This is a genomic window from Brucella sp. H1_1004 (assembly GCF_047308065.1).
GTDB lineage: Bacteria > Pseudomonadota > Alphaproteobacteria > Rhizobiales > Rhizobiaceae > Brucella > Brucella pseudogrignonensis_B.
The window spans coordinates 276,866-299,895 of the sequence record NZ_JAYKZA010000002.1 but is presented as its reverse complement, the minus strand read 5'-3'; the positions used below and the strand labels follow the sequence as shown (position 1 = coordinate 299,895).

Sequence of the window (23,030 nt, the reverse complement as noted above, 5' to 3'; positions counted from 1 at the left end):
CACAAAAGCATTCAATTTCTCTGCTTAGTTGCTCCAGATGATAAAATGTGGGGTGATGGGTATAACCAAGGTTATCGCCGATACGATGCTTCTCTATCTGCGCTCCATTTTGTTCAATCTCGCTTTTTACATCGGCACATTCGTGCAGATGGTTCTTTACACACCATTTTACTTTTTGCTTCCGCGCAAGAAGGCATGGATCGTACCCAAGACATGGGCACGCGTTAATTTGTGGTTGCAAAAGTATATTGCAGGCACGGACTACGTGATTGAAGGCCTCGAGAATATTCCTGAAGGCGCTTATATCGTCGCGCCAAAGCATCAGTCGGCATGGGATACATATGCGTTCTTGCCGCAGCTGGATGATCCGGTTCTGATCCTTAAACGGGAATTGATGCGGATACCGCTGTTTGGCTGGTATGTCGCAAAAATGGAAATGATCCCGGTCGATCGTGGATCGCGCGTAAAGGCGTTGCATTCGATCACAGTTGGCGCGCAGAAGGCGATTTCTGAAGGCCGTCAGATTCTGATTTATCCCGAAGGCACGCGTCGTTCACCGGGTGCGCCGCCAGAATATAAATATGGTATCGTGCATCTTTATCATGCGCTCAAACTTCCAGTTCTGCCTATCGCGCACAACGCCGGGCTTTACTGGCCGCGCCGCAAGTTTTTTCGCTTTCCCGGCACGATCCGTTGCAGGGTCTTGCCGCCTATTCCAGCAGGACTGGAAAAAGAAGAGTTTCTGCGTCGTCTGATCGAAACGACGGAGACGGCTTGTGATGAACTGCTCGTTGCAGCAAGTCGCGATGTGAATGCACCACCTATGCCACCAACAGCCGTGCAACGGCTGAAGGAACTCAGTGAAACAACCACAACTCCCAAATAACTCGATTGCGCTTTGTTACGGCAGAGGGAACGACAATTCGTCACGTTTTGTTGAAACTTCGTTTTTCTTGCACGCAAACATGAAACCCGTTATCAGAGCGCGACACGAAAGGACCCATCATGAATATCGATGCTATCTCGATTGGTAAGAATCCGCCAGAAGACATCAACGTAATCATCGAAGTGCCAGTTGGCGGACAGCCGATCAAGTACGAGATGGACAAAGAAGCTGGTGCCCTGATTGTGGACCGTTTCCTTTATACGCCGATGACCTATCCGGGCAATTACGGCTTCGTTCCGCATACGCTTTCAGAAGATGGCGATCCGATTGACGTTCTGGTGTGCAATACCCGTCCGCTGATTCCGGGTTGCGTGATCAACTGCCGTCCAATCGGCGTTCTGGTCATGGAAGACAATTCCGGCAAGGACGAGAAGATCATCGCAGTTCCTTCGCCAAAGCTGACACAGCGCTACGAAAAGGTGCATGATTATTCCGATCTTCCGGAAATCACACTCAAGCAGATTGCGCACTTCTTTGAGCACTACAAAGATCTGGAACCCGGTAAGTGGGTTAAGATCGGTGACTGGGGTGATGAAGATTACGCACGCAAGTTCATCGTTGAAGCGATTGAACGCGCTAAGAACAAGTAACCAGCCTTATATGATTTATAAAAATGCCCGGATGAAAATCCGGGCATTTTTGTTTACCATGTCGCTTTTGCTTCTTACAGAAGTGCTGGAAGCAGCGTCGTCCACATGAACTGGCGGATGAAGAAGATAATCAGCAGCAGGACGATCGGCGAAAGATCGATGCCACCGAGATTGGGCAGGATATTACGGATCGGACGCAGAACCGGCTCAGTAACTTTGTAAAGAAACTCGCCAATCGATGCGACGAAACGGTTGGAAGAATTGACGACGTTGAACGCATAGAGCCATGAGAAAATGGCACTTGCGATGATGATCCACGTATAGATATCGAGCGCCAGATCAATGGTGCGAAACAATGCGATCATAAAAACTTCTCCTTGAGAACTTGCCGAGATGTAGCGGTTGCATTGGGCAAGAACAAGAGCTGGGATACCTGTTTCTTATACTGATTACATGAACCGGGCTGGTGACATCAGCAACCGAGCTGTGTATCACTTTCTTTAAGTACGGGACCGTCGGCATTTCTTGCCCGCAATTCTGTGCGCCTCATAACGTCTTTTGCTGATTACGGAACGGCGATGAAGCTATTGGGTGTCTGGCCCCTTGTGACCGAAAGAGTTTGCAGTTTTCACGGCGCTAGAATGGTCTGGCTTGCGAGAATGCAACGCAAAGGGCTGGGGTTTAAGTTCTCAGAAAACAATTCTCAGCAGGTTCCGTTCTGGCAGATCCAGGGCTATAATGCCAGAATTGGGATTTCATTCGCTGTGGGCGCTTTCATTTTTGCGATGGGAAGTGTCCTTATGTTTTGCGCTCTTCGCTGGCCTCAGCTGGCTAATCTGACCAATCTGACTTTTTTTGCAGGCTCCATCCCTTTCACCATTGCTGCTGCGCTACAACACTTTCAATCGGCCAATGCTCAAGATTTTAATGCTGCATTATCGCAATCAATTGGTGAGCGTAAAGGCTTGTCGATTATCGGATGGCATCCGCATAGTGCTGGATGGCTTAGTTCGTTCACACAGTTACTCGGAACATTTGCTTTCAATATCAGTACATTTAATAGCATCGCTGCGCCTGGGTCGCCTGAATTAAATGTTCTTGAGATATGGGCACCTAATTTCGAAGGATCTGTCTTGTTTTTGATTTCAGGCTATCTTGCCTTTGTTGAAGTTGGAAACAAGCACTGGAGTTGGCACCCAAAGAGCTTGTCCTGGCAGATCGTATTTATCAACCTTTTGGGCTGTGTCGCATTTATGATCGCAGCGATTACGCCGACGTCGCCGGACCGAGGCGATGCGCTATGGTTACTCAGCTATTCAAATACGCATACGCTAATCGGAGCTTTATATTTCTTTGTGGGCGCTGTGCTTCTCATCCGGGAAAGCCACGAAGCTAAGCCGAACTGAGACAGGGCGCTTATCAGATAGCATTTCCGCTTGTTCTGCCTATTAGTTCGTTGACGTGCTCAAGTGCGTGATCGCGTACACGCATATTCCGCAAATGCTCGATAGTGTTTGAAACATAATCGATATTCGCGCCTGAATCGCCACGAGCTGATGCAACAATCGCGGCTGCTTCTTCGGCTTTGAGGGATCCTGCATATTGAATATGCGCTCGGTCTGCGACATAGGTGACAGCCTTAACATCGCGACCATCTGCAAGGCGCAGACGCAGCCATTTCTCATGATAAACGCGATTGGACATTTCACGCTCGCGTAAATAAATCATGACTTCATCTGTCATCTCGCCCGGTACACGGAACGCAATTCCAAGGCAGGAGCCGCCTGTATCCAGACCGAGCACCAGGCCTGGATGATCAGGCGTTCCGCGATGAACATGTGAATAGATGCAAAGGCTGCGCCGATAACCGTGCAGGCGTGCGCGCGCGGTTTCTACATGTGCGAATCCCGGTCGCCACATAAGGGAGCCGTAACCGAATACCCAGAAGTCATTCATATGCTGATTGTTGGTATGGTTTGTCATGGTGAGAATCAATATACGTTTAAATATGGCGCGTTTTTACCAGCAATCTCAGGATATACTGCTTTTTTTGATGTGCGAAACTTCACAAGACTCAATCCTGCCATAATATAGCCACCTGTTGGGAACAGCACATTGACTTATGTTGCGTCAGGTTTGCAAACAATCAACATCTTCCGCTAACAAAGTATTTGATTAAAAAGGTTTTTTTAATGGCGCATGCTGGGACTCAAACCAAAAAATCCAGAAAGCGTCCGATTACGATTGCGATTATCGTTCTGGTATTGATAGCCGCCTATACGGCTGGGTGGTTTTATGTTGCCGATAAGATTGAGGTGCGCGCTAAAGCTGACATAGCCAAACTGGCAGCGCAGGGCGTTGGCGTTCAGTGTGAAAACCTGCACATGGGTGGCTACCCGCTTCGCGTGAATGTGGTTTGTGCCAGCATATCATGGCAGAAGCCTTCTGAAGGTATGGCGCTGCGCGCCGGGCGATTTACCTCTGGTTCTCCGGTCTATGCGCCACACTCACTGAGCAATGAGTTGGTGGGGCCAGCTTTTGTAGAATTTCCCGGTGTTCAGCCGCTCGAAATCAATTGGGGAGCGTTTACTTCCAACACGCGTCTTGCACGACCTTTTCCAACCGAGATTGAGCTAAACGCACGAGACGTTAAGGTCGGATTGCGAACCGAAACCACGACCACTGAGCAGATTAGCAAGCTTGAGCAGATGAATTTCCGCATGAGCAATGAGGAAGGTCAGCTCAAGATCAATGGTCGTTTCGCTGGATTGAAGCTTGAACCCTATATTATTGGCAATGCCAAAAGCCCCGAGATTGACGGTCTGGTTGATTTAGCTGTTGTGGATGCAGCGACGTTCCTTGCTCCAAGTTCCGCGCCATTCAACGAACGGATGCGCGGTCATAGCGGGGTGATCAATCAAGCATTTCTCTCGATGCCAAATGGCGCAATGTTGACGGTCGCCGGGCCTTTTTCAGTTGGTCTGCAAGGCGAAATTGATGCTGACCTGAAAGTTACCATGGTCAACTCGCAATCTTTCGCACAGGCTGGACAGACGGTGTTTCCAGAACAGGGCGGTAATATTGCCACTGCCCTTTTCGCTCTTTCCGCTATGCCGAAAGACGAAAACGGCAACCCTGTTATTGATATCACCGTTCGTAAGGGTAAGGCCAGCGCTGGCTTTATCCCACTTGGGCGCTTGCCCAACCTATAAAGAAAAGGGCAGTATCACATACTGCCCTTTTTTTATTTCTTGCCGCTTGTTTGTGAGGCTGCCTGACGCCCGAAATTCGGTGCATCGACTTCCTGACCGGCATCAATGATGCTGCGGCGTACAGCCCGCGTGCGGGTGAAAAGATCAAACAGAGCTTCACCATCGCCCCAGCGGATCGAGCGCTGCAACGAGGCGAGATCTTCCGAAAAACGCGCCAGCATCTCAAGGATCGCGTCCTTGTTATGCAGGCAGACGTCTCGCCACATAGTTGGATCTGATGCAGCTAGACGTGTAAAATCGCGGAAGCCGGATGCTGAATATTTGATGACTTCCGATTTTGTCACCTGCTCAAGGTCGCTGGCTGTACCAACGATGTTATAGGCGATGATATGCGGAAGATGAGAAACAATGGCAAGCACCAGATCATGATGCTGCGGGTCCATCTGATCAAGGCGCGAGCCGCAAGCCGTCCAGAATGCGGAGAGCTTGTCTATGGCCGCTTGGTCCGTGTCTCGCAGTGGCGTGAGAATGCACCAGCGATTGTTAAATAGCTCTGCAAAACCAGCATCAGGACCAGAATATTCCGTACCAGCAAGCGGATGGCCCGGAATGAAATGCACATTCTCAGGCAACTCCGGCTGCATCTGCGCAATCACCGAAGCCTTCGTCGAGCCAACATCGGTTACGATAGCGCCTGGCTTCAGATGTTCAGCAATCTGTCTGGCAACGGTGCCGGATGAACCGACTGGCACCGATACGATAACGAGATCGGCATCTTGAACGGCTTTTGCACTATCGGTTGAGTAGCTGTCGCCGAGGTTTAATTCCTCGGCGCGCTTTAGTGTTTCGGCACTGCGTGTTGCAATGGCGATATGATTGGCAAGGCCTTCACGGCGAATGACGCGCGCCAGCGATGAACCGATGAGTCCGATACCGATAAGCGCGATTTTTTCAAAATGGATCGTGGGCATCGTCTTATTTCAGAAACTCGGTCAGAGCTGCCACAACGCCACGATTGGCCTCTTCCGTGCCGACCGTCATGCGCAATGCATTCGGGAAGCCATAGCCGCTCACACGCCGCAGAATATAGCCGCGCTTTGAAAGCCACTCATCCGCTTTATCTGCAGAATGTGCGGAATCTTCCGGGAAATGAAACAACAGGAAGTTTGTAACCGATGGTGTGACACGAAGCCCGAGCTTGGTGAATTCGTCTGTGAGCCATGACAGCCATTTTTCATTATATTCGACCGACTTCACCACATGAGCACGGTCGCGGATTGCGGCGGCACCCGCAGCGATTGCTGCCGAGTTCATGTTGAAAGGCCCACGGATACGGTTAACCGCATCAATGATGTGCAATGGCGCATACATCCAGCCGATACGCAGGCCCGGCAGACCGTGAATCTTCGAGAAGGTACGGGTCATGACGACATTTTCGTTCGACGACACCAGTTCAAGACCCGACTCATAATCATTGCGACGAACATATTCTGCATAGGCAGCATCCAGCACCAGCAGAACGTTCTTCGGCAGACCTGCATGAAGACGGCGCACCTCCTCAAACGGCAGATAGGTGCCGGTCGGATTGGCTGGATTGGCAATGAAAACGATCTTCGTGCGTGGCGTTACACCAGCAAGGATCGCATCGACATCGATGCGCTCGTTCTTTTCCTTTACCGTCACAGGCGTTGCGCCTGCGCCAAGCGTCTGGATTTTGTAAACAGCAAAGCCATGCTCCGTGATGATGGCTTCATCACCGGGTGCGAGATAGGTCTGGCAGATCAGGCCAAGCAATTCATCCGAGCCATTGCCGCAAATGATATTGCCGATGTTAAGCCCCTGTGATTCCGCGATTGCCTCGCGCAACGCCTGTGCCTGACCGTCTGGATAAATCGCAAGCGTATCGGCCAAATGCCGATAGGCCTCGATTGCATGAGGGCTGGCGCCGATTGGCGTCTCATTGGAGGAGAGCTTATAGACCTTTGCAACGCCTTCGACGTGTTCCTTGCCGGGTACATAGGCTGCTATATCGAGCAAGCCGGCTTTAGGCTGGGGACGAGAAAGGTCTTGCGTATTGGTCATGATTTTGGCTCCGCCAAAAGGACTGATGTTAAGGTTGCGTAGCGGGCATAAACCTCTGTCGCGTTCAAGTCGAGAAAAACCTTGCTGTGAAAGGTTGCAGCGCTATTTTGGGGGGTCTTTTAATGCAGTTTTTCTCAACCCGCTGACCGGAGTTCCTTGTGGAGCGAGAACCGGCACGAAGACACGACGCGAGGAGCGTTGTGCGACAGGCAGACCCTGATAGAGCCGCTTCTGTGCTTCGACCACCAAAACGCCTGAAAACAGTGGCCAGAGTTTGCGGCCAATTCCTTCAGTTGCCATGCAAGGACGCATCATCCAGCGGCGTTTCACGGGTGGGAAATGCAGCGCATTGCTGATTGTATTGACGCTAAAATTTGCCTCGCGCAGTAGCGCGGTCAACTGCGTGCGGCTATAGGGCCGGCCACTGCCAAATGGCGTGCGGTCGAGACGTGCCCACACGCCACGCCGGTTTGGCACGACAATAACGAGCCGTCCGTTCGGGGCCAGTACACGCCACATTTCTTTTAGCGTTTCCGAAGCGTTTTCGGCATATTCGAGTGCATGAACCATCAACACCCGGTCGATCGAAGAATCAGGCAGCGGCAGTTCTTCGTCGAAGACAAGCGCTGTGCTTGATTTGCCCGATGATGGCCATGCGACAGCACCCTGTCCTGCAGGCATGAATGCGAAGCTTCGCTCTGTATCTGCGCTGAATCGATCGAGATAGGGGAGGCTATAGCCAAGGCCTACGAGTCGTTCACCCGGGACGTGCCCCCATAGTGCCGCAAGCGCCATGCGAATGGATCGCTCGGCGAGATGGCCAAGGGTGGTTTCATAAAAGGAGCGGAATTCGATAATGTCCGGATGCATGGCAGGCACGCTATATCAAATCGATGAAATGGCAAATGAATATGCGCACTTCAGCGGTTCTCTAACTCGTGCACTGCAAAAGGGTGCATTTTTCTGAAAGCATGCTATAGAGCGTGCCTTTCAGAGCGAAGTTATGCTTATAAATCAGGAGACGCAGCAGATGCCTCAGGTTGGCGGAAAAACCATCGACGTGCTTTTCAGCCCGGAGGAAATCGCTGCGCGTAATCTCGCGCTGGCAAAAGAAATAGCAGGACGTGATTTTCACAATCTGCTGACGATTTCGATCCTCAAGGGGTCGTTCATTTTCGCAGCCGATCTTATTCGTGCTATGCATGATGCTGGAGTTGAACCGGATGTCGAGTTCATTACCGTTTCAAGCTATGGCAAGGGTACGACCAGCAGCGAAGTGCGTCTGCTGCGCGATATCGACAGCGATGTGAAAGATCGCGACGTTCTTCTGATTGATGATATTCTCGAATCAGGCAAGACGCTCAAGTTTGTCCGTGAGCTGATGATCGAGCGTGGAGCGCGCAGTGTGAGTATTGCCGTTCTTCTCGATAAAAGCGTGCGCCGCAAGGTGGATCTGGATGCCGATTTCGTCGCTTTCGAATGCCCGGACTATTTCGTTGTCGGCTATGGCATGGATGTCGCGCATTCGTTCCGCCAGCTACCTTACGTCGGTCACGTCCGGGACTAACCCAGAGATTTCGGCTTTAACGGCCTGCAAATGGCGCTTTCCTGCGCTTCCGGTGCTCACGTACTTTAAGTACGCTGCGCGCCGGTTCTCGAAAATCACCATTTTCGGCACGTTATAACCAAAATCTCCCGCGGCTAATGGTGTACGTTTTGGAAAAACTGATCTCGCTTTGATCAGTCGAACTGCAACAAACGTTGAAGATATTCTTTTTCCAGCTGTGGTGTCAGCGCATCGCCAAGTTTGCGACGGATTTCATCCAGAATCTCGCGGGCGCGCTGAATATCAATCTCGCCGGGAATCTTGACGCCATTCTCATTCGACATGCCGTTGCTGCCCTGCTGACGCCCGAGCGGATCGCGGCCATTCTGTCCTTGTCGCCCGTTCTGGCCTTCACCTTGCTGCCCCATGGCTTGCTGCATTTGCTGCATCATATCGCGACCACCGCGGCGCAGAGCCTCCAGCGCATTGCCTTGATGGTCTCCGGCTTCAGTGCTTTGATTGCGACCAAGAGCGTCAGCGGCATTACCCATGGATTTGTCTGCGTCAGAGAAATCCTTATTGGGGTCTATTCCCATGCCTTTCAGGTCTTCGCCGAACTTTTTCAGTTCTTGCTGAAGTGCTTGCTGCTGTTCTTGCAGCTTGCGCATAGCTTCAGCCAATTCCGAAGATGTTTCACCCGACTGGCCGCCTTGCTGCGATTCGCCTTGTCCCATCGTTCCATCATCACCGGGCAGCAAATCTTCATCGCCAAATTGGTCGCTTCCATATAGCTGCTGCATCTGCTGATCGAGCTTGAAAGTCTCGTTCATCATCTGTTGCTGACGGCGCATCAGATCGCCCAGCTTGTTCATCTGCTGCTGCATCTGATTGGGCTGACCCTGACCTTGCCCCTGTTGGCCCGCTTGAGACTGTTGCCCCATCTGCAGATTGTTCATCATATCCTGCAATTGGGACAGAAGCTGTTCAGCCTGATCGCGCGAACCCTGACGGGCCAGATTTTCAATCTGGTCCATCATGCGCTGCAGATCCTTATCGGTCAAAACACGGGCATTCGGGTTCATCGGCTGGTTTTGCGCATTTGGATTTTGCTGCTGGCGCTGCGCAAATTCGCGCAGGAATTGCTGCATGGCTTCACGAAGTTCCGCAGTCAGCTTTTCGATTTCTTCCTGTGATGCACCATTTTGTAGTGCATTACGCAGGGCTTCCTGTGCCTGACGCAGACGCTTCTCTGCGGCCGACAGATTGCCGTCTTCAATGCCGAGTGCCACCTGCCACATATAATCCGCTGTATCGCGCAGGGCATTGTCACCTGTTGCCAAGCGCAGACGCGTACGGATGGTCACGAGGCCGAGATAGTGCGCTTTGTCCTTAATCGTCTCTTCCGGGCGGACCATCAGTGCTGACAGCATATCGCGCACATGATCACGCTGCGTTGCATCGAGTGCGAGAATCCGGCGCTGCTCTGCAACAGCCTTAGCAAGCGGATTAGAGAAAGGCCGTTCCGGGAGCGTGATGATCTTCGTCTCACTGCGTCCGAATTTTCCTGCTGCATCAGTTGCAACCAGCGTCAACGCCACTTTCTGGCCAGCCCATGGGTGTTGGGTCAGGTCTTTGGAAGTCGTCGCTTCTTTGGTTCCGCGACGCGGCAGTGTAAGTGGCAGGTCTGGCGCGCCATAGAGCGGCGCCGTTTCCTCGTCCTCGTGGTCAATGTCGAGCGGAACTATTTCGCCATAGGCTTTGACGGCACCGTAATCGTCGGAAATTTCATAGCTAAGCTGCAAAGTGCCGTTTAGTGCGTGACCCGGCTCTTTGCTGAAGCGTATAGTCGGTGGATTGTCGGGCGTGACAGCAAAAGTCCAGCGGGCATCTATGCCGGAAAGATTGAGCGTCTGGTTCTGTTGCAGATCATAACGGAAATTCCGGCTATCATCGAGGCTTGTTTTCTGGTCGTCTTCGCCTTGCTTTGGTGCAATGGGCTTAATCTCTGCGCGATGACCTGTGGCATCGGTGGTGGTTAGCCTTTCGGAACTGCCGCCGATGATACGGATATTGACGACGCTGCCCTGCGGCACTTCTATTGGCTTTTCGACATTTGCTTCATCGAGCGCCGTGCTGAGGAATATCGGCGCACGACCGGTATAGGATGGCGGCGTTACCCAGGCATCAATGCGCGCAACGGCATTTGCCGAACCGGCACGGACATTAAATGCATCAGCAATCTGACCGCTATTCGGGCTGAGGCTATAGGCGGCGGAAGTCACGAACAGCAAGACCACGACAGCGCGCAGTGCATAAGGATCGCGCTCAGGGATGTGCGGACGTGGAACACCGGATTGCAGGTTTTTCAACCGCTCGGCCATGCGACGCTGATGCTCACGCCAGAGGGCTATGGTGAAGGGATCGTTGCCTCCGGTCGCCATCTGGCCAGTCTGGACGGCCAATGGCTCGTGGATCAGTCCATTCACATCTTCAATGCGGGCGGTGACCGCATCATCATCTGGCAGACGAAAGCGGAAAGGCAGATACAGTGCAATTAGCCCTGCAAGGCCAAAAAGTCCAAGCACGCCCAGATGCAGCCAGCGCGGCATGAGCGCAAAAAGCCCAAGCCAGCTCAGGCTTGCAAAAAGCGCGATCAGCAGAATCAGCGGCAAAACGAGTGGCCATGCCCGCTCAAAGCTGATCGTCAGAAAACTTTGCAGACGCAGGCGCCGAAGGGCCGCACCCTCGCCGGAAAACAGGCGGAAAAACGCATCGCGCTTGCGGATTGGCAAGTCTTTGCTGTCTTTTGTCTGTTGTGTCATCGGGTCTTTCTGATGCGTGTAACGCCTATGGTTGTTTCATAGAATAACACGCATCATGGCAAAGGCGAGGCTTTGGTCCCAATTAGAGCGCGTTTCGATCTGATTAAATCAGATCGGCGCTCTAATCATTGTTTTCAACGCGCATCTTTTCCGAAAACCGCTTCACACTTTTTGGGATGCGCTTATAGCCAGTCCGGCACGGAATCGAGCGCCAGAAGCTCTTCATAGGTGCGGCGTGGACGGATGACGTGATAGCGATCACCATCGACCAGCACTTCGGGGATCAAAAGACGGCTATTGTAGGTGCTGGACAGAACGGCACCATAAGCGCCCGTCGTGCACACGGCTATCAGATCACCCGAAGCGGGCTTTGCCACTTCACGATCAAGGCCAAGATAATCGCCCGTTTCACAAACCGGACCAACAAAATCGGCGCGAATGCGAGGGGCATTATCTTTGGTTTCCAGAACAGGCTTGATGTCATGGAAAGCTTCGTAAAGGGTCGGACGGATGAGATCGTTCATCGCTGCATCAACGATGATGAAGTTCTTGGCGTCGCCTTCTTTGACGAAAATCACTTCTGTGACCAGAAGACCAGCATTGCCGACGATCAAACGACCCGGCTCAAAGACGGTTTTGAGGCCCAGCGGCTTGATGTGCTTTGCAACGATTTCCGCATAGGCCACAGGGAGCGGCGGCGGGTTGTTATCGGTGCGATAAGGAATGCCCAAGCCTCCGCCAACATCGACGTGGCGGATGTTGTGACCGTCGGCACGCAATTCCTCAACCAGCTGCGCCATCAGCGCAAATGCATTGTCGAAAGGCTCAAGATCAATGATCTGGCTGCCGATATGCATATCAATGCCAACGACATCGATACCGGGAAGGCTTGCAGCACGCGCATAGGCCTGTCGGGCTTTTACACGTGGAATGCCGAATTTGTTTTCGGATTTGCCCGTCGAAATTTTGGCATGGGTCTTTGCATCGACATCAGGATTGATGCGCAAAGATACCGAGGCGACCTTGCCTGCCTTCACCGCACGAGCTGAAAGGATTTCAAGCTCTGGTTCGGATTCGACGTTGAAGCAGTAGATGCCTGCTTCCAGCGCGAAATCCATTTCATGCGGCGTCTTACCAACGCCGGAGAACACGATCTTGTTTGCCGGAATACCTGCGGCCAAAGCGCGGCGAATTTCGCCTTCCGAAACCGTGTCAGCTCCTGCGCCAAGCTTGGCAAGCGTCTTGAGAACAGCCAAATTGGAATTGGCCTTCAGCGCATAGGTCACCAGCGTATCCATATCGGCGAAAGCTTCGCTAAAAACGCGGAAATGGCGCTCAATGGTTGCACGGGAATAGACGTAAAAAGGCGTGCCAACCTGTTTTGCAATCTCAGGCAGGCTTACATTTTCGGCATGAAGAACGCCGTCACGATATTCAAAATGATTCACGGGAAACAATCCGAATGAGGGGATTTACAGGATTTTGTCGAGGATGAAAGGCTTGTCTTCCTTCGGTTTTTCGACTGTACGACCCTGTTCATTGGTGATGAGCTGTGCTGGCGGTGGCTCAAGTGGGCCTTTACGTCCGCAAGCGGCAAGAGTGGCAGCAAGGGCTGCGATCAGAAGCACGGAAGAAATGGCGGAGCGGCCTGTCATCAGCTTTGGTTCCCGGAATTTTTGGATGGGTCAGGTCTAACCCAAAATATCAGAAAGTGAAATCACTCCTTTAAGAGTGACTTCACCAGAATGGTCAGCTTACGCCTTCGCGATGCGATTTTTCCAGTAGGCAATCTGTTTGCGCACTTGCTGTGGTGCGGTGCCACCAAAGGACTGGCGGCTCTCAACCGACTGCTCAACCGTCAGATAGCCGAAGATCGCATCGGTAATGCCTGCATTGATCGACTGAAGATCTTCAAGCGTGAGTTCTGCAAGATCAACCTGTTTGCTTTCAGCCAGAGCAACAGCGCGGCCGGTGACATGGTGCGCATCGCGGAAAGGAAGGCCCAGTTCACGCACCAGCCAGTCAGCCAGATCGGTGGCAGTCGAATAGCCCGAACCAGCAGCTTTTTTCATGCTTGCAACATTGACGGTCAGGTCACGCACCATGCCGGACATGGCAGCGATTGCGAGTTCGAGATTTTCGGCAGCGTCGAAAACCTGCTCCTTGTCTTCCTGCATATCCTTGGAATAGGCGAGCGGCAGGCCCTTCATGATGGTCAGAAGTGCTACAAGCGAGCCGTTGATGCGGCCGGTCTTGGCGCGAACGAGTTCGGCAGCGTCCGGGTTCTTCTTCTGAGGCATGATCGACGAGCCGGTCGAGAAAGCGTCGGACAAGCGCACGAAGTTGAACTGAGGGGTTGACCAGATGACGATTTCTTCAGCCAGACGCGACAGATGGCCCGCGCAGATGGCTGCGAGTGACAGGAATTCCAGCGCGTAATCACGGTCGGAAACGCTATCGAGCGAATTGCGGGTTGGCTCGCGGAAACCGAGCGCCTGAGCCGTCATATGACGATCAATCGGGAAACCAGTGCCTGCAAGGGCTGCGGCACCGAGAGGTGATTCGTCCATGCGTTCAATCGCATCGCGTACGCGGGAAAGATCGCGGCCAAACATTTCCACATAGGCCATGCAATGATGACCAAAAGTGACAGGCTGGGCGGTCTGTAAATGCGTGAAGCCCGGCATGACAGTTGCCGCATGTTCTTCGGCACGTTCAAGAAACGCGTTGATAAGGCCTTCAAGCGCGACGGCAGTCTTTTGCATTTCCTGCTTAACCCAGAGGCGGAAATCCACCGCCACCTGATCATTGCGCGAGCGGGCTGTATGCAGACGTCCGGCAGATGCGCCAATCAGATCGGCCAGACGCGCTTCGATATTCATATGAATGTCTTCGAGCTTGCGCGAGAAGGTGAATTGGCCGTCTTCGATCTCTTTGAGGATGGTTTTCAGGCCGTCTTCGATCTTTTTATGATCGTCTGCCGCAATGATGCCTGTCTTTGCGAGCATGGCAGCATGGGCGAGCGAGCCTTGGATATCCTGCGCATAGAGTTTGCGGTCGAAGCCAATCGATGCATTGATCTCTTCCATGATCGCATCGGGTCCTGAGGCAAAACGGCCGCCCCACATCTGATTGCTTGATTTTTGTTCGCTCATGCTCGTATGCCTCGAATGCAAGACTAGGAAAGAAGTGACGCGAGATGGCAAAAGACAACGATAAGGCTAAGTCAGGAAATCGCAGGATCGTCTATCTTGCCGCTCTGGCCGGTGTCATTGCCGGTATAGGCGCGGTATACGTGATGGAACGGCCTTCTGGCAATGCTACACCCAGCAAAGTTTACGTTCAAAGTGACGAGGCTTCCGCACAATGTGCGTTAAAGGCCGATAGTCTGAAGAGCCTTGATCAAGCTGCAACCGGAAGTGTTGCTGCTATGCGTGCAGCTGAAAAGCCGATTTCAGTGGCGCATATTGCGTCCACTGGACCAGATGGCAAGCAGATGACGCTGGGTGATTACAAGGGCAAAACCCTGCTTGTGAATCTCTGGGCAACATGGTGTGCGCCTTGCCGTGAAGAAATGCCGGAGCTGGATAATTTGCAAGCGGCAAAGGGCGGAAGCGATTTTGATGTGGTTGCTATCAATATTGATACCGGCTCGGACGAGAAGCCAAAGAAATTTCTCGAAGAGATTGGCATCAAGAGCCTGAGCCTCAACCGCGATGCCACCATGTCGAGCTTCAATGAATTAAAGCGCAAAAATCTTGCATTTGGCCTGCCTGTGACATTGCTTGTCGACAAAGACGGTTGCCAGATTGCATCGATGAACGGTCCGGCTCCATGGGATGGTCCGGATGCAATCAAGCTGATTGAAGCTGCCCAAAAACTTTAGATAGACAAATATCTTGTTTGGTGGCTTCCTTAACCTCACAAAAGGGGGAGATACCAATGAGTCTGGAAGTCTGGCTGGCATTTTCTGCTGCTTCAATTGTTATGCTGATAATTCCGGGGCCAACCGTTCTGCTGGTCGTGTCTTATGCACTGGGACAGGGCTGGAAAGCGGCACTCCCTATGGCCATTGGCGTGGCGCTTGGTGATTTCACTGCCATGACGCTGTCTATGCTGGGGGTTGGTGCTTTGCTTGCCGCCTCTGCAACGGTCTTCACTGCCGTTAAATGGATTGGGGCAGCCTATCTCATCTGGCTTGGCATAAAGCTGTTTCGAGCCGGTGGCACCATGGACGCCAAAGCGCGGCACGATGAGGTCAAGCCAGTGCGGATGCTGCTTCATGCATGGCTGGTGACAGCACTTAACCCCAAAAGTATCACGTTTTTCGTGGCGTTCCTGCCGCAGTTTTTAAGCCCAAATCGCGATTTTCTCACGCAGATGCTGGTCTTTGAAAGCACGTTCCTTGTGTTGGCATTTCTCAATGCTTTTGCTTACGCGCTGATTGCCACACGCGCCCGTCGTTTCTTTGCCAACGAACGGGCGTTGCGCATTTTCAATCGTGCCGGGGGTACAATGCTTATTGGTGCGGGTGTGGCGACGGCTTCGATCCGTTCAAGCTGATTTGAAACCAGCACGCTTGAGCTGAACAATGGTCAGCTCAAGCGCAGACAAAAAGGCCGAGCGGTCTTTTGGCGAAAATGGCGCCGGTCCGCGCGTCGTTTCGCCTGCTGAACGTAGTGAATCCATCAGATTGCGCGTGGCAAGTGTGTTGCCGATGGTGCTTTCTGTATGCACTTTTCCATTGGGGGAGATCACTGATGCCCCCATCTCAATCGACCGGCTTACCAGCGGAATATCTGCCGTAATGACAATGATGCCGGGACGTGAATTTTCAGCAATCCAGTCATCCGCCGCATCCAGCTTGTCGGACACGATGACGCGTTCAACGCGTTCCGCATCGCGCGGTATGGCGATGTAGCTGTTGGCGACGAGGACCACCGGCAGATTGTGCCGTTCGGCGACGCGATAGACTTCCGCCTTCACCGGGCAGGCGTCGGCATCAACAAAAATGCGGATTGTATCGTTCTGAGTGTCCATGCTTTTTCATAGGCAGAAGCGAGGCATTTGGCAAATTGATCGCAGCAATCAGATTTATGCGATAGCGCAATTCTCCGAACCGGATTAGAGCAGGCGCCAAAGAAAAGAGTCTCTGATCATGGCTACCCGCTTTTTTCCGATTATGTTTGTGCTGCTCTGGGCCACTGGCTTTATCGGGGCGGGGCTTTCAATGCCCTATGCAGAACCATTCAGCTTTATGGCGGTGCGGTTCTCGATTGCAGCAGGCATTATGATCCTATGGGCACTGGCAAGTCATAGTGTGTGGCCACGCGGCAAAACACTGCTCAATGCAGCCATTGTCGGCTGCCTTATTCACGGCGGCTATCTTTCGGCGCTTTTCTGGGCCGTGCATCATGGCCTGCCAGCCGGTATGTCGGGACTTGTGGCTGGTCTTCAACCGATGTTGACCACGCTGATTGCAGCACTTCTTCTCGGAGAGCGGGCCAGTGGACGGCAATGGCTGGGGCTGCTGATTGGTTTTCTTGGTGTTACGATGGTGGTTTGGCCGAAGTTCTCTGGCCATAGCGGTGTTGATCCGCAAAGCCTGATTGCAGCCTTTTTGGCAGTTCTGGCGATCAGCACCGGCACAGTGTGGCAGAAGCGTTTTGGCACAGCAGCGGATTTGAAGACCGGGACTGCGGTGCAATATATTGCGGCCGCAGCAATGACCGCGGTTTGTGCTTTCGCCTTTGAAACCCGTATTATGGTCTGGTCGCCACAGCTTATCTTTGCACTGGTCTGGCTGACGCTTGCGATCTCCATCGGTGCAATTCTGGCACTTTTGGTGATGATCCGCGAAGGCGCTATGTCGAAGGTTGCGTCCCTGTTCTATCTGGTGCCGGGCACGGCTGCGATCATGGCCTATCTGATTTTCGGCGAAACTCTCGGGCCAATTCAGATCGCGGGCATGGTCGTGACGACGCTTGGTGTGGCGCTCACTACTTTGCGTCGATAAGTTCGGGCTGCTGTTCGCGCTTGCGGAAAATCATGATTGCGGCGTTGATTTCAGCGCCAATGATGAAGATCGCGGACAACATGTAAAGAAACACAATAGCCACCATAATAGAAGCAAGACCCGCATAGGTGGTGACGTAATTGGCAAATGTTTCGAGATATTTTGCAAAGGCCGTTGCTGCGGCCAGCCAAGCAACGAGCGTGATGCCGATGCCCGGAAGAATGTCACTCATGCGGCGTTTTCCGGCGGGCAGCCAAATATGCACAATGAAAAGTGCCAACACCAGAACGATCACCGCAATCGTATAGCGCCAGATGGCAATTGTGCCAGTGAAGGGCGCGATGTCTGGAAACCATTGTTCGGCGAGACGCACGGCAAGCGGTGCCAGAACCAGCAGAAAGCTGATAGCCATTAGGCTGATTGTGCCGATAAGCACAAAGCCCAGGCTTTGCAGACGACAGAAAATGATCGAACGCTGGTCGGTTACACGATAGGCGCGGTTGAGCGACATGCGCAAAGCTTCCACACCATTGGAAGCAAAATAGGCTGCCGCGATCACACTCAATGTCAGAAGTCCGCTGCGCTGAACCGTCAAAACATTCATCACTTCATTGGCAATGGGGGCCGCAATGTTGGACGGCCACATATCGAAAATGACATGCACGGCATTATTGGCAAATTCCTTGGTGCCAAGAAAACCAGCCAGTGTTGTTGCGAAAATCAGGAATGGAAATAGCGCCATCAGTCCGGAAAGGGCGATGTGCGAAGCAAAAGCCCAGCCGTCGTCGGTGCTGAAATGCCAGTAAACATCGTAAGTGACCTGACGGAGAAAACGTTTAACTTTTCGCATCCGTAGATTTTTTCCTTCGGTCGACCGACATTCATTCCAAGCGTTTAAATCTAGTATTAGATTCAATATTGCAAGGGCATAGCGGTTTTAAAACTAATGTGGTGGATTTGAAGTTCCTATCATTTGTGTTGCATTCACGTTTAGGAACTTCAAATCCGTAAACCACACTAGATTCAAAAGTTTACTCGTATGGCTTAGAACCCGAAATTCGCTCTGGAAGCTGCTCAAAAGTGATACGAATTTCGGGTTCGCCATACTCGGACGAATCAAGCACTCTGACGAAAAATAGGAGCGGAATCCGTATATGGTCGTGGAAATTGCAAAGCGCAGCATTCTTATAACCGGCTGTTCTTCGGGTATTGGGGCCTATTGCGCAACGGCTTTGCATGAGGCTGGTTGGCGTGTGTTTGCGACTGCGAGAAAAGACGCAGATATTGCTGCACTCAAAGCCAAAGGCATTGATGCGTTTTATCTCGATTATACGGAACCGCAATCCATTGAAGCGCTGGTTGATGCCGTTTTACGCGCTACCGATGGCAGGCTTGATGCACTTTTTAACAATGGTGCCTATGCGCAACCGGGTGCCATTGAAGATTTGCCGGTCGAAGCATTGCGTGCGCAATTCGAGGCTAATTTCTTTGGCTGGCATGATCTGACGCGCCGTATCATTCCCACAATGCGCGCACAGGGGCAGGGCCGGATTGTGCATTGTTCGTCTATTCTTGGGCTTGTGCCGATGAAGTGGCGCGGTGCTTATGTGGCATCGAAATTCGCGCTTGAAGGCTTGATGATGGCGCAACGCATGGAACTGGAAGGGTCGGGCATTGAGGTGTCGATGATCGAGCCGGGTCCAATTGCATCACGCTTTACCTATAGTGCAGCAGCGCATGCGCGGACCAATATCGATCTCGAAAATTCGGTGCATCGCGAACTCTATCAGCGCCAGATGGCAAAGTTAGAGGGTGGCGGCACGAAATCCAAAAACAAGCTTGGCCCGGAAGCGGTTTACGCGGTACTCAAGCATGCACTCGAAGCACCAAAGCCGCGTCCGCATTACGCAGTTACGCGACCGGCGAAACTGGGTATTCTGGCACGACGTCTGCTGCCGTCACGCTGGCTCTACAAAATGCTGTCCGATCAGTCTTGAAACCAACAAGGCAACGGACAATGGGAGGAATATAAATGGATTTCGTCTTTAAGGCAGCGGCCACGGTCGCCGCGATTGCTGTGGCAATCGTATTGATTATTGGCCTGCGCAATATGATGCGTGGTGGCGACGGTAATTTCTCCAACAAGATGATGCAGTTGCGTGTTCTGCTGCAATTTGTTGCAATTCTGCTGGTCGTTGGGGCAATCTATTTTGCACGTCAGGCAAGTGGACAATAGCAAATGGTCAAGCTCAACAAGATTTATACCCGCACAGGCGATGATGGCACCACCGGCCTTACATCCGGTGCGCGCAGACTGAAATCCGATCTGCGCGTGGAAGCCTATGGCACGGTTGATGAAACCAATGCCTGTATCGGCTTGGCGCGGCTTCATACAAGTGGCGCAGATCATGGCCCTATTGATGTGATGCTCATGCGCATCCAGAATGATCTGTTTGATCTCGGTGCCGATCTTTCAACGCCGGATGATGGGGAACCGCTTGCCTATGAACCGCTGCGCATTGTTGCATCACAGGTGACAAGGCTTGAATCTGACATCGATTATTTGAATGTTTCGATTCCGCCTTTGCGTTCGTTTATTCTGCCGGGTGGTTCGGCTGCTTCTGCCGCGTTACATCTGGCGCGCACGGTTTCGCGCCGTGCCGAACGACTGATGGTAGCGCTTGCAAAGGTTGAAGGCGAAGTCGTCTCAAAAGAGGCGTTGCAATATATCAACCGCCTCTCCGATTTTCTGTTTGTCGCCGCCCGCGCCGTCAATGATAATGGCGCGAGGGATGTTCTTTGGGTGCCGGGCGCCAATAGGTAAAGTTCAGACGCCGCGCTTATTGCCCCAGATTAGCACATGAAGCTGGGGCAGGACGCGCGCTTCAAACCAGCGATCTTCCATCACCTTGTTGATCAGCCATTCCATGCGGCTCATGATGCCGTTTATGTCGATGCTGGCTTCGTCATCTTCCGGTGGTGGTGGCGTATGATTTCCTGGCTGAAGATAGATGGCCAAATGCGGATGACGGGCCGATGCAGCTTTTGCAAAGGCATAATCCGCATCATCAAAGACCACTAATTTCAACACGACCTTTGGTTTTGATCCTGCCGTATCAATGCAGGCGGCGAGCGTCTGCCAGTCGGTTTCCATGCCGCTTGAAGGCGGTTTTGGGCTTAACACCAGTGTATCAAGTCGTGCAAACCAGTCTTTCGCGACCGATCCCTGCGTTTCCAGTGCAAAGCGATATCCCTGCATGTGGCCATGATCAATCAGCGGCCCTAATGGTTGAATAGCCGGATTTCCGCCAGAAAGTGACACTGTTATTGGCCTTTCACCTGATAATGCCGTCACTTCCTGCCATATGGCATCAATGCTCATCGGCTTCCAGTCATGGCGAAAGCGGCTTTCAACAGCATGCAGACTGTCACACCATGCGCAGCGGTAGTCGCAGCCGCCCGTGCGCACAAAAACAGTCGGCTCGCCGCTTAATACGCCTTCGCCCTGAATGGTTGGACCGAAAATCTCGCTGATGCGGATTTCAGGATGCTTGTTCATTGTTGCAGGAAACACGGTTGCAGACGTTCTGGCCGATATTCCGCCCATGTTTTGGGCGTCTCGCTAACCCTGACCGCCGTCACTTCCTGCCAGCGGCTATGACACCACTCATAAAGGTGACGCGCCAGAAATTCTGCCGTTATACGGTTGTGTCCGAGCACGTCATTGAGATGGCGATGATCGAGCTCATCATCGATATAGCGCTTGAGCGGCGCAAGCTCGTGATAGTCGCGGACAAAGCCATGCGGATCGAGATCATTGGCGGATAGTTCTACTTCCACGATGTAGTTGTGTCCATGCAACCGCGCGCATTGGTGATCGGCGGGAAGCTCTGTCAGCTGATGCGAAGCGGAGAAATGGAACTCCTTGGTGATGCGGAACATCAGGCGTTCCTTTTCTCGATTGCGGTATGCCAGAAATCAGCATCTGCGTAATATGTGGGATCTGTGACACCAGCGAGATGAAAGGCTTCGCGTCGTTCGACACAGGTGCCGCAACGTCCGCAATGATGGTCTCCGCCTTTGTAGCAGGACCATGTCGCTTCAAACGGCGTTTTGTATTTCGCACCGTCTGAAACGATGTCGCTTTTTGACTTGTGCACATAGGGCGCAAGCAGCCGGACATCAGCATAACCTTCCAGCGCATGGTTTTGCATGGTCTGGAAAGCGTCGATAAAGTCGGGACGACAATCGGGGTAGATAAAGTGATCACCACCGTGAACGGCGAGCGCCACGGCATCAGCTTTCTGTGCGGCTGCCACACCGAAAGCAATGGCCATCATAATAGCGTTGCGGTTGGGAACGACGGTTATTTTCATCGTTTCCTCGGCATAATGACCATCGGGAACATCGACGTCGTCTGTGAGTGCTGAGCCGGTCAGGCTGGCACCAATGGATCGAATATCGATGATTTGATGAGGAACGTTAAGCCACTTTGCGCAGGCTTCAGCAAAACTCAGTTCCTTTTTGTGTCGCTGGCCGTAATCGAAAGAAATAAGGCCAGTGAGCTGATGTTCCGCTGCGATTTTATAGCTGAGCGAAACGGAGTCCAATCCGCCGGAGCAGATGACAAGCGTCTTCATAGTTTGAGTCCTTGTTTTGACCGGGTAGGCTGCGACCGGATGTTTACGCTGCACTCCTAGCGCATGAGGTATGGCTTGTAAACGCCACGAAAATGGGAGGGCGCGGCATGAAGAAATTAAACGGGTCGACTGGTGCCAAGTCGTCAGGCGGCTTTCGGATAGACGTTAGTGCGAAAACGGAATGACTATCTGTCAGAATATATTCATTTAAATCGATATTGCCGCCCATCCACGATTGACGCGCACGTCAACCGTCTTTAGGTTTCGTGCCGGTTCCTGATGCTGCGGGGAAATGCTGGCTTTGACGGCGTTTCTGTCAGCAGCGTTGTCATGTCGGATTCTGACATGCGGGCAAAGATTCATGGCGGCATAGTCAGGCCGCAAAAAGTCATTGAAGAGGTAATCGCGGATGAAAGTCCTTGTCGCAGTAAAGCGGGTTGTAGATTACAACGTAAAGATCCGTGTTAAGGGTGATGGTTCAGGCGTTGAGCTTGCAAACGTTAAGATGTCGATGAACCCTTTTGACGAGATCGCGGTTGAAGAAGCGATCCGTTTGAAGGAAGCTGGCAAGGTCACGGAAATCGTCGTGGTTTCGGTCGGTCCGGCACAGGCGCAGGAAACACTGCGCACCGCGCTCGCCATGGGTGCGGACCGCGCAATCCTCGTGAAGACTGACGAAACCGTGGAGCCGCTCGGCGTTGCCAAGGTTCTGAAGGGCGTGGTCGAAGCTGAACAGCCAGACCTCGTGTTCCTCGGCAAGCAGGCAATTGACGACGATGCCAACCAGACTGGCCAGATGCTTTCTGCATTGCTCAATTGGAGCCAGGCAACTTTTGCATCGAAAGTTGAACTGGGCGATGGTTCTGCCAAGGTCACGCGCGAAGTCGATGGTGGTCTTCAGACCATTGATGTGAAGCTGCCTGCGATTGTCACCGTTGATCTGCGTTTGAACCAGCCGCGCTATGCTTCGCTGCCAAACATCATGAAGGCGAAGAAGAAGCCGCTTGATGAAAAGTCGCCTGCTGATTTCGGTGCTGACATCGCTCCGCGTCTCAAGGTTTTGAAGACCGAAGAACCGGGCGGCCGCAAGGCTGGCGTGAAGGTTGGTTCGGTTTCCGAGCTGGTTGAGAAGCTTAAGGCCGACGGCGTATTGTAAGAGATCTGAAGGGACAAACT

Annotated in this window: 26 protein-coding genes; 12 read left to right on the top strand and 14 right to left on the bottom strand. The window is 52.5% G+C overall.

Going from position 1 to position 23,030, the window contains the following annotated elements; all coding sequences use genetic code 11:
• Positions 1-85 precede the first annotated feature (85 nt).
• Positions 86-886, top strand: coding sequence for a lysophospholipid acyltransferase family protein (locus U2P60_RS08670; RefSeq protein ID WP_413573731.1), 801 nt, complete (start codon positions 86-88; stop codon positions 884-886).
• A 119-nt stretch (positions 887-1,005) separates the two neighbouring features.
• Entirely contained in the window at positions 1,006-1,536 is a 531-nt protein-coding gene (ppa, locus tag U2P60_RS08665; protein WP_310013280.1) for an inorganic diphosphatase, read from the top strand.
• Positions 1,537-1,610: 74 nt separating this feature from the next.
• On the opposite strand, the gene U2P60_RS08660 is transcribed toward ppa, so the two are convergent.
• On the bottom strand, positions 1,611-1,901 hold the full coding sequence (locus tag U2P60_RS08660; RefSeq protein WP_250041585.1) for a YggT family protein: 291 nt from the start codon (positions 1,899-1,901) through the stop codon (positions 1,611-1,613).
• Between the two features lie 276 nt (positions 1,902-2,177).
• On the opposite strand from U2P60_RS08660, the gene U2P60_RS08655 reads away from it, so the two are divergent.
• Positions 2,178-2,942, top strand: coding sequence for a hypothetical protein (locus U2P60_RS08655; RefSeq protein ID WP_413572225.1), 765 nt, complete (start codon positions 2,178-2,180; stop codon positions 2,940-2,942).
• Positions 2,943-2,955: 13 nt separating this feature from the next.
• Here the strand turns inward: U2P60_RS08655 and U2P60_RS08650 are convergent, their stop codons facing one another.
• Positions 2,956-3,519 carry a gamma-glutamylcyclotransferase gene (locus tag U2P60_RS08650; protein ID WP_313827378.1) on the bottom strand — a complete coding sequence of 188 codons (564 nt, stop codon included), beginning with the start codon at positions 3,517-3,519 and terminating at the stop codon, positions 2,956-2,958.
• 209 nt (positions 3,520-3,728) lie between these two features.
• Between U2P60_RS08650 and U2P60_RS08645 the strand changes: the two genes are divergently transcribed.
• Positions 3,729-4,748, top strand: a complete 1,020-nt coding sequence (locus U2P60_RS08645; protein WP_413572223.1) for a DUF2125 domain-containing protein — start codon at positions 3,729-3,731, stop codon at positions 4,746-4,748.
• A gap of 32 nt (positions 4,749-4,780) precedes the next feature.
• Here the strand turns inward: U2P60_RS08645 and U2P60_RS08640 are convergent, their stop codons facing one another.
• From U2P60_RS08640 to U2P60_RS08630, 3 genes are all read right to left on the bottom strand, one after another.
• Positions 4,781-5,719: a prephenate/arogenate dehydrogenase family protein gene (locus U2P60_RS08640; RefSeq protein ID WP_413572222.1), complete on the bottom strand. Its 939-nt coding sequence runs from the start codon at positions 5,717-5,719 to the stop codon at positions 4,781-4,783.
• A 4-nt stretch (positions 5,720-5,723) separates the two neighbouring features.
• The gene (gene hisC, locus U2P60_RS08635) at positions 5,724-6,830 is read right to left on the bottom strand and encodes a histidinol-phosphate transaminase (protein WP_413572221.1); all 1,107 of its coding nucleotides are present in this window, start codon (positions 6,828-6,830) and stop codon (positions 5,724-5,726) included.
• Between the two features lie 102 nt (positions 6,831-6,932).
• Positions 6,933-7,700, bottom strand: coding sequence for a class I SAM-dependent methyltransferase (locus U2P60_RS08630; protein ID WP_413573729.1), 768 nt, complete (start codon positions 7,698-7,700; stop codon positions 6,933-6,935).
• A gap of 160 nt (positions 7,701-7,860) precedes the next feature.
• Here U2P60_RS08630 and hpt point away from each other — a divergent pair, with 160 nt between their 5' ends.
• Positions 7,861-8,397: a hypoxanthine phosphoribosyltransferase gene (gene hpt, locus U2P60_RS08625; RefSeq protein WP_313827374.1), complete on the top strand. Its 537-nt coding sequence runs from the start codon at positions 7,861-7,863 to the stop codon at positions 8,395-8,397.
• A 173-nt stretch (positions 8,398-8,570) separates the two neighbouring features.
• On the opposite strand, the gene U2P60_RS08620 is transcribed toward hpt, so the two are convergent.
• From U2P60_RS08620 to argH, 4 genes are all read right to left on the bottom strand, one after another.
• Positions 8,571-11,198, bottom strand: coding sequence for a TIGR02302 family protein (locus U2P60_RS08620; protein WP_413572220.1), 2,628 nt, complete (start codon positions 11,196-11,198; stop codon positions 8,571-8,573).
• Between the two features lie 182 nt (positions 11,199-11,380).
• A complete protein-coding gene (gene lysA / locus U2P60_RS08615; RefSeq protein ID WP_413572219.1) occupies positions 11,381-12,646 on the bottom strand; it encodes a diaminopimelate decarboxylase in 1,266 nt (421 codons plus the stop codon).
• Positions 12,647-12,670: 24 nt separating this feature from the next.
• A complete protein-coding gene (gene lptM, locus U2P60_RS08610) occupies positions 12,671-12,853 on the bottom strand; it encodes an LPS translocon maturation chaperone LptM (RefSeq protein ID WP_007872064.1) in 183 nt (60 codons plus the stop codon).
• Positions 12,854-12,952: 99 nt separating this feature from the next.
• Positions 12,953-14,353 carry an argininosuccinate lyase gene (gene argH, locus U2P60_RS08605; RefSeq protein WP_313827370.1) on the bottom strand — a complete coding sequence of 467 codons (1,401 nt, stop codon included), beginning with the start codon at positions 14,351-14,353 and terminating at the stop codon, positions 12,953-12,955.
• A gap of 44 nt (positions 14,354-14,397) precedes the next feature.
• Between argH and tlpA the strand changes: the two genes are divergently transcribed.
• Positions 14,398-15,084, top strand: coding sequence for a thiol:disulfide interchange protein TlpA (gene tlpA / locus U2P60_RS08600; protein ID WP_413572218.1), 687 nt, complete (start codon positions 14,398-14,400; stop codon positions 15,082-15,084).
• A 56-nt stretch (positions 15,085-15,140) separates the two neighbouring features.
• Positions 15,141-15,761 carry a LysE family translocator gene (locus tag U2P60_RS08595; RefSeq protein ID WP_313827368.1) on the top strand — a complete coding sequence of 207 codons (621 nt, stop codon included), beginning with the start codon at positions 15,141-15,143 and terminating at the stop codon, positions 15,759-15,761.
• On the opposite strand, the gene U2P60_RS08590 is transcribed toward U2P60_RS08595, so the two are convergent.
• On the bottom strand, positions 15,753-16,238 hold the full coding sequence (locus tag U2P60_RS08590) for a YaiI/YqxD family protein (RefSeq protein ID WP_413572217.1): 486 nt from the start codon (positions 16,236-16,238) through the stop codon (positions 15,753-15,755). The two genes, U2P60_RS08595 and U2P60_RS08590, sit on opposite strands and share 9 nt — an antisense overlap.
• A gap of 118 nt (positions 16,239-16,356) precedes the next feature.
• On the opposite strand from U2P60_RS08590, the gene U2P60_RS08585 reads away from it, so the two are divergent.
• The gene (locus tag U2P60_RS08585; protein WP_413572216.1) at positions 16,357-17,214 is read left to right on the top strand and encodes a DMT family transporter; all 858 of its coding nucleotides are present in this window, start codon (positions 16,357-16,359) and stop codon (positions 17,212-17,214) included.
• Here U2P60_RS08585 and U2P60_RS08580 read toward each other — a convergent pair.
• The gene (locus U2P60_RS08580; protein WP_413572215.1) at positions 17,198-18,064 is read right to left on the bottom strand and encodes a YihY/virulence factor BrkB family protein; all 867 of its coding nucleotides are present in this window, start codon (positions 18,062-18,064) and stop codon (positions 17,198-17,200) included. The genes U2P60_RS08585 and U2P60_RS08580 overlap by 17 nt on opposite strands.
• Positions 18,065-18,368: 304 nt before the next feature.
• Between U2P60_RS08580 and U2P60_RS08575 the strand changes: the two genes are divergently transcribed.
• The 3 genes from U2P60_RS08575 to U2P60_RS08565 are packed head-to-tail and all read left to right on the top strand — an operon-like array spanning position 18,369 to position 20,038.
• Entirely contained in the window at positions 18,369-19,211 is an 843-nt protein-coding gene (locus U2P60_RS08575; RefSeq protein ID WP_313827364.1) for an SDR family oxidoreductase, read from the top strand.
• Between the two features lie 35 nt (positions 19,212-19,246).
• Positions 19,247-19,450: a twin transmembrane helix small protein gene (locus tag U2P60_RS08570; protein WP_313827363.1), complete on the top strand. Its 204-nt coding sequence runs from the start codon at positions 19,247-19,249 to the stop codon at positions 19,448-19,450.
• A 3-nt stretch (positions 19,451-19,453) separates the two neighbouring features.
• Positions 19,454-20,038 (top strand): cob(I)yrinic acid a,c-diamide adenosyltransferase, encoded by a 585-nt coding sequence (locus U2P60_RS08565; protein WP_413572214.1) that lies wholly within the window; start codon positions 19,454-19,456, stop codon positions 20,036-20,038.
• A 3-nt stretch (positions 20,039-20,041) separates the two neighbouring features.
• Here the strand turns inward: U2P60_RS08565 and queE are convergent, their stop codons facing one another.
• The 3 genes from queE to queC are packed head-to-tail and all read right to left on the bottom strand — an operon-like array spanning position 20,042 to position 21,854.
• Positions 20,042-20,773, bottom strand: coding sequence for a 7-carboxy-7-deazaguanine synthase QueE (gene queE, locus U2P60_RS08560; RefSeq protein WP_413573728.1), 732 nt, complete (start codon positions 20,771-20,773; stop codon positions 20,042-20,044).
• Entirely contained in the window at positions 20,770-21,156 is a 387-nt protein-coding gene (queD, locus tag U2P60_RS08555; RefSeq protein ID WP_313827361.1) for a 6-carboxytetrahydropterin synthase QueD, read from the bottom strand. Before queD ends, queE begins: the two co-directional genes overlap by 4 nt.
• Positions 21,156-21,854, bottom strand: a complete 699-nt coding sequence (gene queC, locus U2P60_RS08550) for a 7-cyano-7-deazaguanine synthase QueC (protein WP_413572213.1) — start codon at positions 21,852-21,854, stop codon at positions 21,156-21,158. Before queC ends, queD begins: the two co-directional genes overlap by 1 nt.
• A gap of 409 nt (positions 21,855-22,263) precedes the next feature.
• Between queC and U2P60_RS08545 the strand changes: the two genes are divergently transcribed.
• A complete protein-coding gene (locus tag U2P60_RS08545) occupies positions 22,264-23,010 on the top strand; it encodes an electron transfer flavoprotein subunit beta/FixA family protein (RefSeq protein WP_313827359.1) in 747 nt (248 codons plus the stop codon).
• Positions 23,011-23,030 lie beyond the last annotated feature (20 nt).

Bases quoted from the DNA above. Each gene is read 5' to 3' on its own strand.
- U2P60_RS08650 (WP_313827378.1), bottom strand. From the start codon at position 3,519: ATGACAAACCATACCAACAATCAGCATATGAATGACTTCTGGGTATTC.
- U2P60_RS08595 (WP_313827368.1), top strand. From the start codon at position 15,141: ATGAGTCTGGAAGTCTGGCTGGCATTTTCTGCTGCTTCAATTGTTATG.
- U2P60_RS08640 (WP_413572222.1), bottom strand. From the start codon at position 5,719: ATGCCCACGATCCATTTTGAAAAAATCGCGCTTATCGGTATCGGACTC.
- U2P60_RS08575 (WP_313827364.1), top strand. From the start codon at position 18,369: ATGGTCGTGGAAATTGCAAAGCGCAGCATTCTTATAACCGGCTGTTCT.
- U2P60_RS08570 (WP_313827363.1), top strand. From the start codon at position 19,247: ATGGATTTCGTCTTTAAGGCAGCGGCCACGGTCGCCGCGATTGCTGTG.
- U2P60_RS08620 (WP_413572220.1), bottom strand. From the start codon at position 11,198: ATGACACAACAGACAAAAGACAGCAAAGACTTGCCAATCCGCAAGCGC.
- U2P60_RS08545 (WP_313827359.1), top strand. From the start codon at position 22,264: ATGAAAGTCCTTGTCGCAGTAAAGCGGGTTGTAGATTACAACGTAAAG.
- U2P60_RS08645 (WP_413572223.1), top strand. From the start codon at position 3,729: ATGGCGCATGCTGGGACTCAAACCAAAAAATCCAGAAAGCGTCCGATT.
- tlpA (WP_413572218.1), top strand. From the start codon at position 14,398: ATGGCAAAAGACAACGATAAGGCTAAGTCAGGAAATCGCAGGATCGTC.
- U2P60_RS08630 (WP_413573729.1), bottom strand. From the start codon at position 7,700: ATGCATCCGGACATTATCGAATTCCGCTCCTTTTATGAAACCACCCTT.
- U2P60_RS08590 (WP_413572217.1), bottom strand. From the start codon at position 16,238: ATGGACACTCAGAACGATACAATCCGCATTTTTGTTGATGCCGACGCC.
- ppa (WP_310013280.1), top strand. From the start codon at position 1,006: ATGAATATCGATGCTATCTCGATTGGTAAGAATCCGCCAGAAGACATC.
- argH (WP_313827370.1), bottom strand. From the start codon at position 14,353: ATGAGCGAACAAAAATCAAGCAATCAGATGTGGGGCGGCCGTTTTGCC.
- queD (WP_313827361.1), bottom strand. From the start codon at position 21,156: ATGTTCCGCATCACCAAGGAGTTCCATTTCTCCGCTTCGCATCAGCTG.
- queE (WP_413573728.1), bottom strand. From the start codon at position 20,773: ATGAACAAGCATCCTGAAATCCGCATCAGCGAGATTTTCGGTCCAACC.
- U2P60_RS08585 (WP_413572216.1), top strand. From the start codon at position 16,357: ATGGCTACCCGCTTTTTTCCGATTATGTTTGTGCTGCTCTGGGCCACT.
- queC (WP_413572213.1), bottom strand. From the start codon at position 21,854: ATGAAGACGCTTGTCATCTGCTCCGGCGGATTGGACTCCGTTTCGCTC.
- U2P60_RS08660 (WP_250041585.1), bottom strand. From the start codon at position 1,901: ATGATCGCATTGTTTCGCACCATTGATCTGGCGCTCGATATCTATACG.
- U2P60_RS08580 (WP_413572215.1), bottom strand. From the start codon at position 18,064: ATGCGAAAAGTTAAACGTTTTCTCCGTCAGGTCACTTACGATGTTTAC.
- U2P60_RS08670 (WP_413573731.1), top strand. From the start codon at position 86: ATGCTTCTCTATCTGCGCTCCATTTTGTTCAATCTCGCTTTTTACATC.
- hisC (WP_413572221.1), bottom strand. From the start codon at position 6,830: ATGACCAATACGCAAGACCTTTCTCGTCCCCAGCCTAAAGCCGGCTTG.
- lptM (WP_007872064.1), bottom strand. From the start codon at position 12,853: ATGACAGGCCGCTCCGCCATTTCTTCCGTGCTTCTGATCGCAGCCCTT.
- U2P60_RS08565 (WP_413572214.1), top strand. From the start codon at position 19,454: ATGGTCAAGCTCAACAAGATTTATACCCGCACAGGCGATGATGGCACC.
- U2P60_RS08655 (WP_413572225.1), top strand. From the start codon at position 2,178: ATGGTCTGGCTTGCGAGAATGCAACGCAAAGGGCTGGGGTTTAAGTTC.
- hpt (WP_313827374.1), top strand. From the start codon at position 7,861: ATGCCTCAGGTTGGCGGAAAAACCATCGACGTGCTTTTCAGCCCGGAG.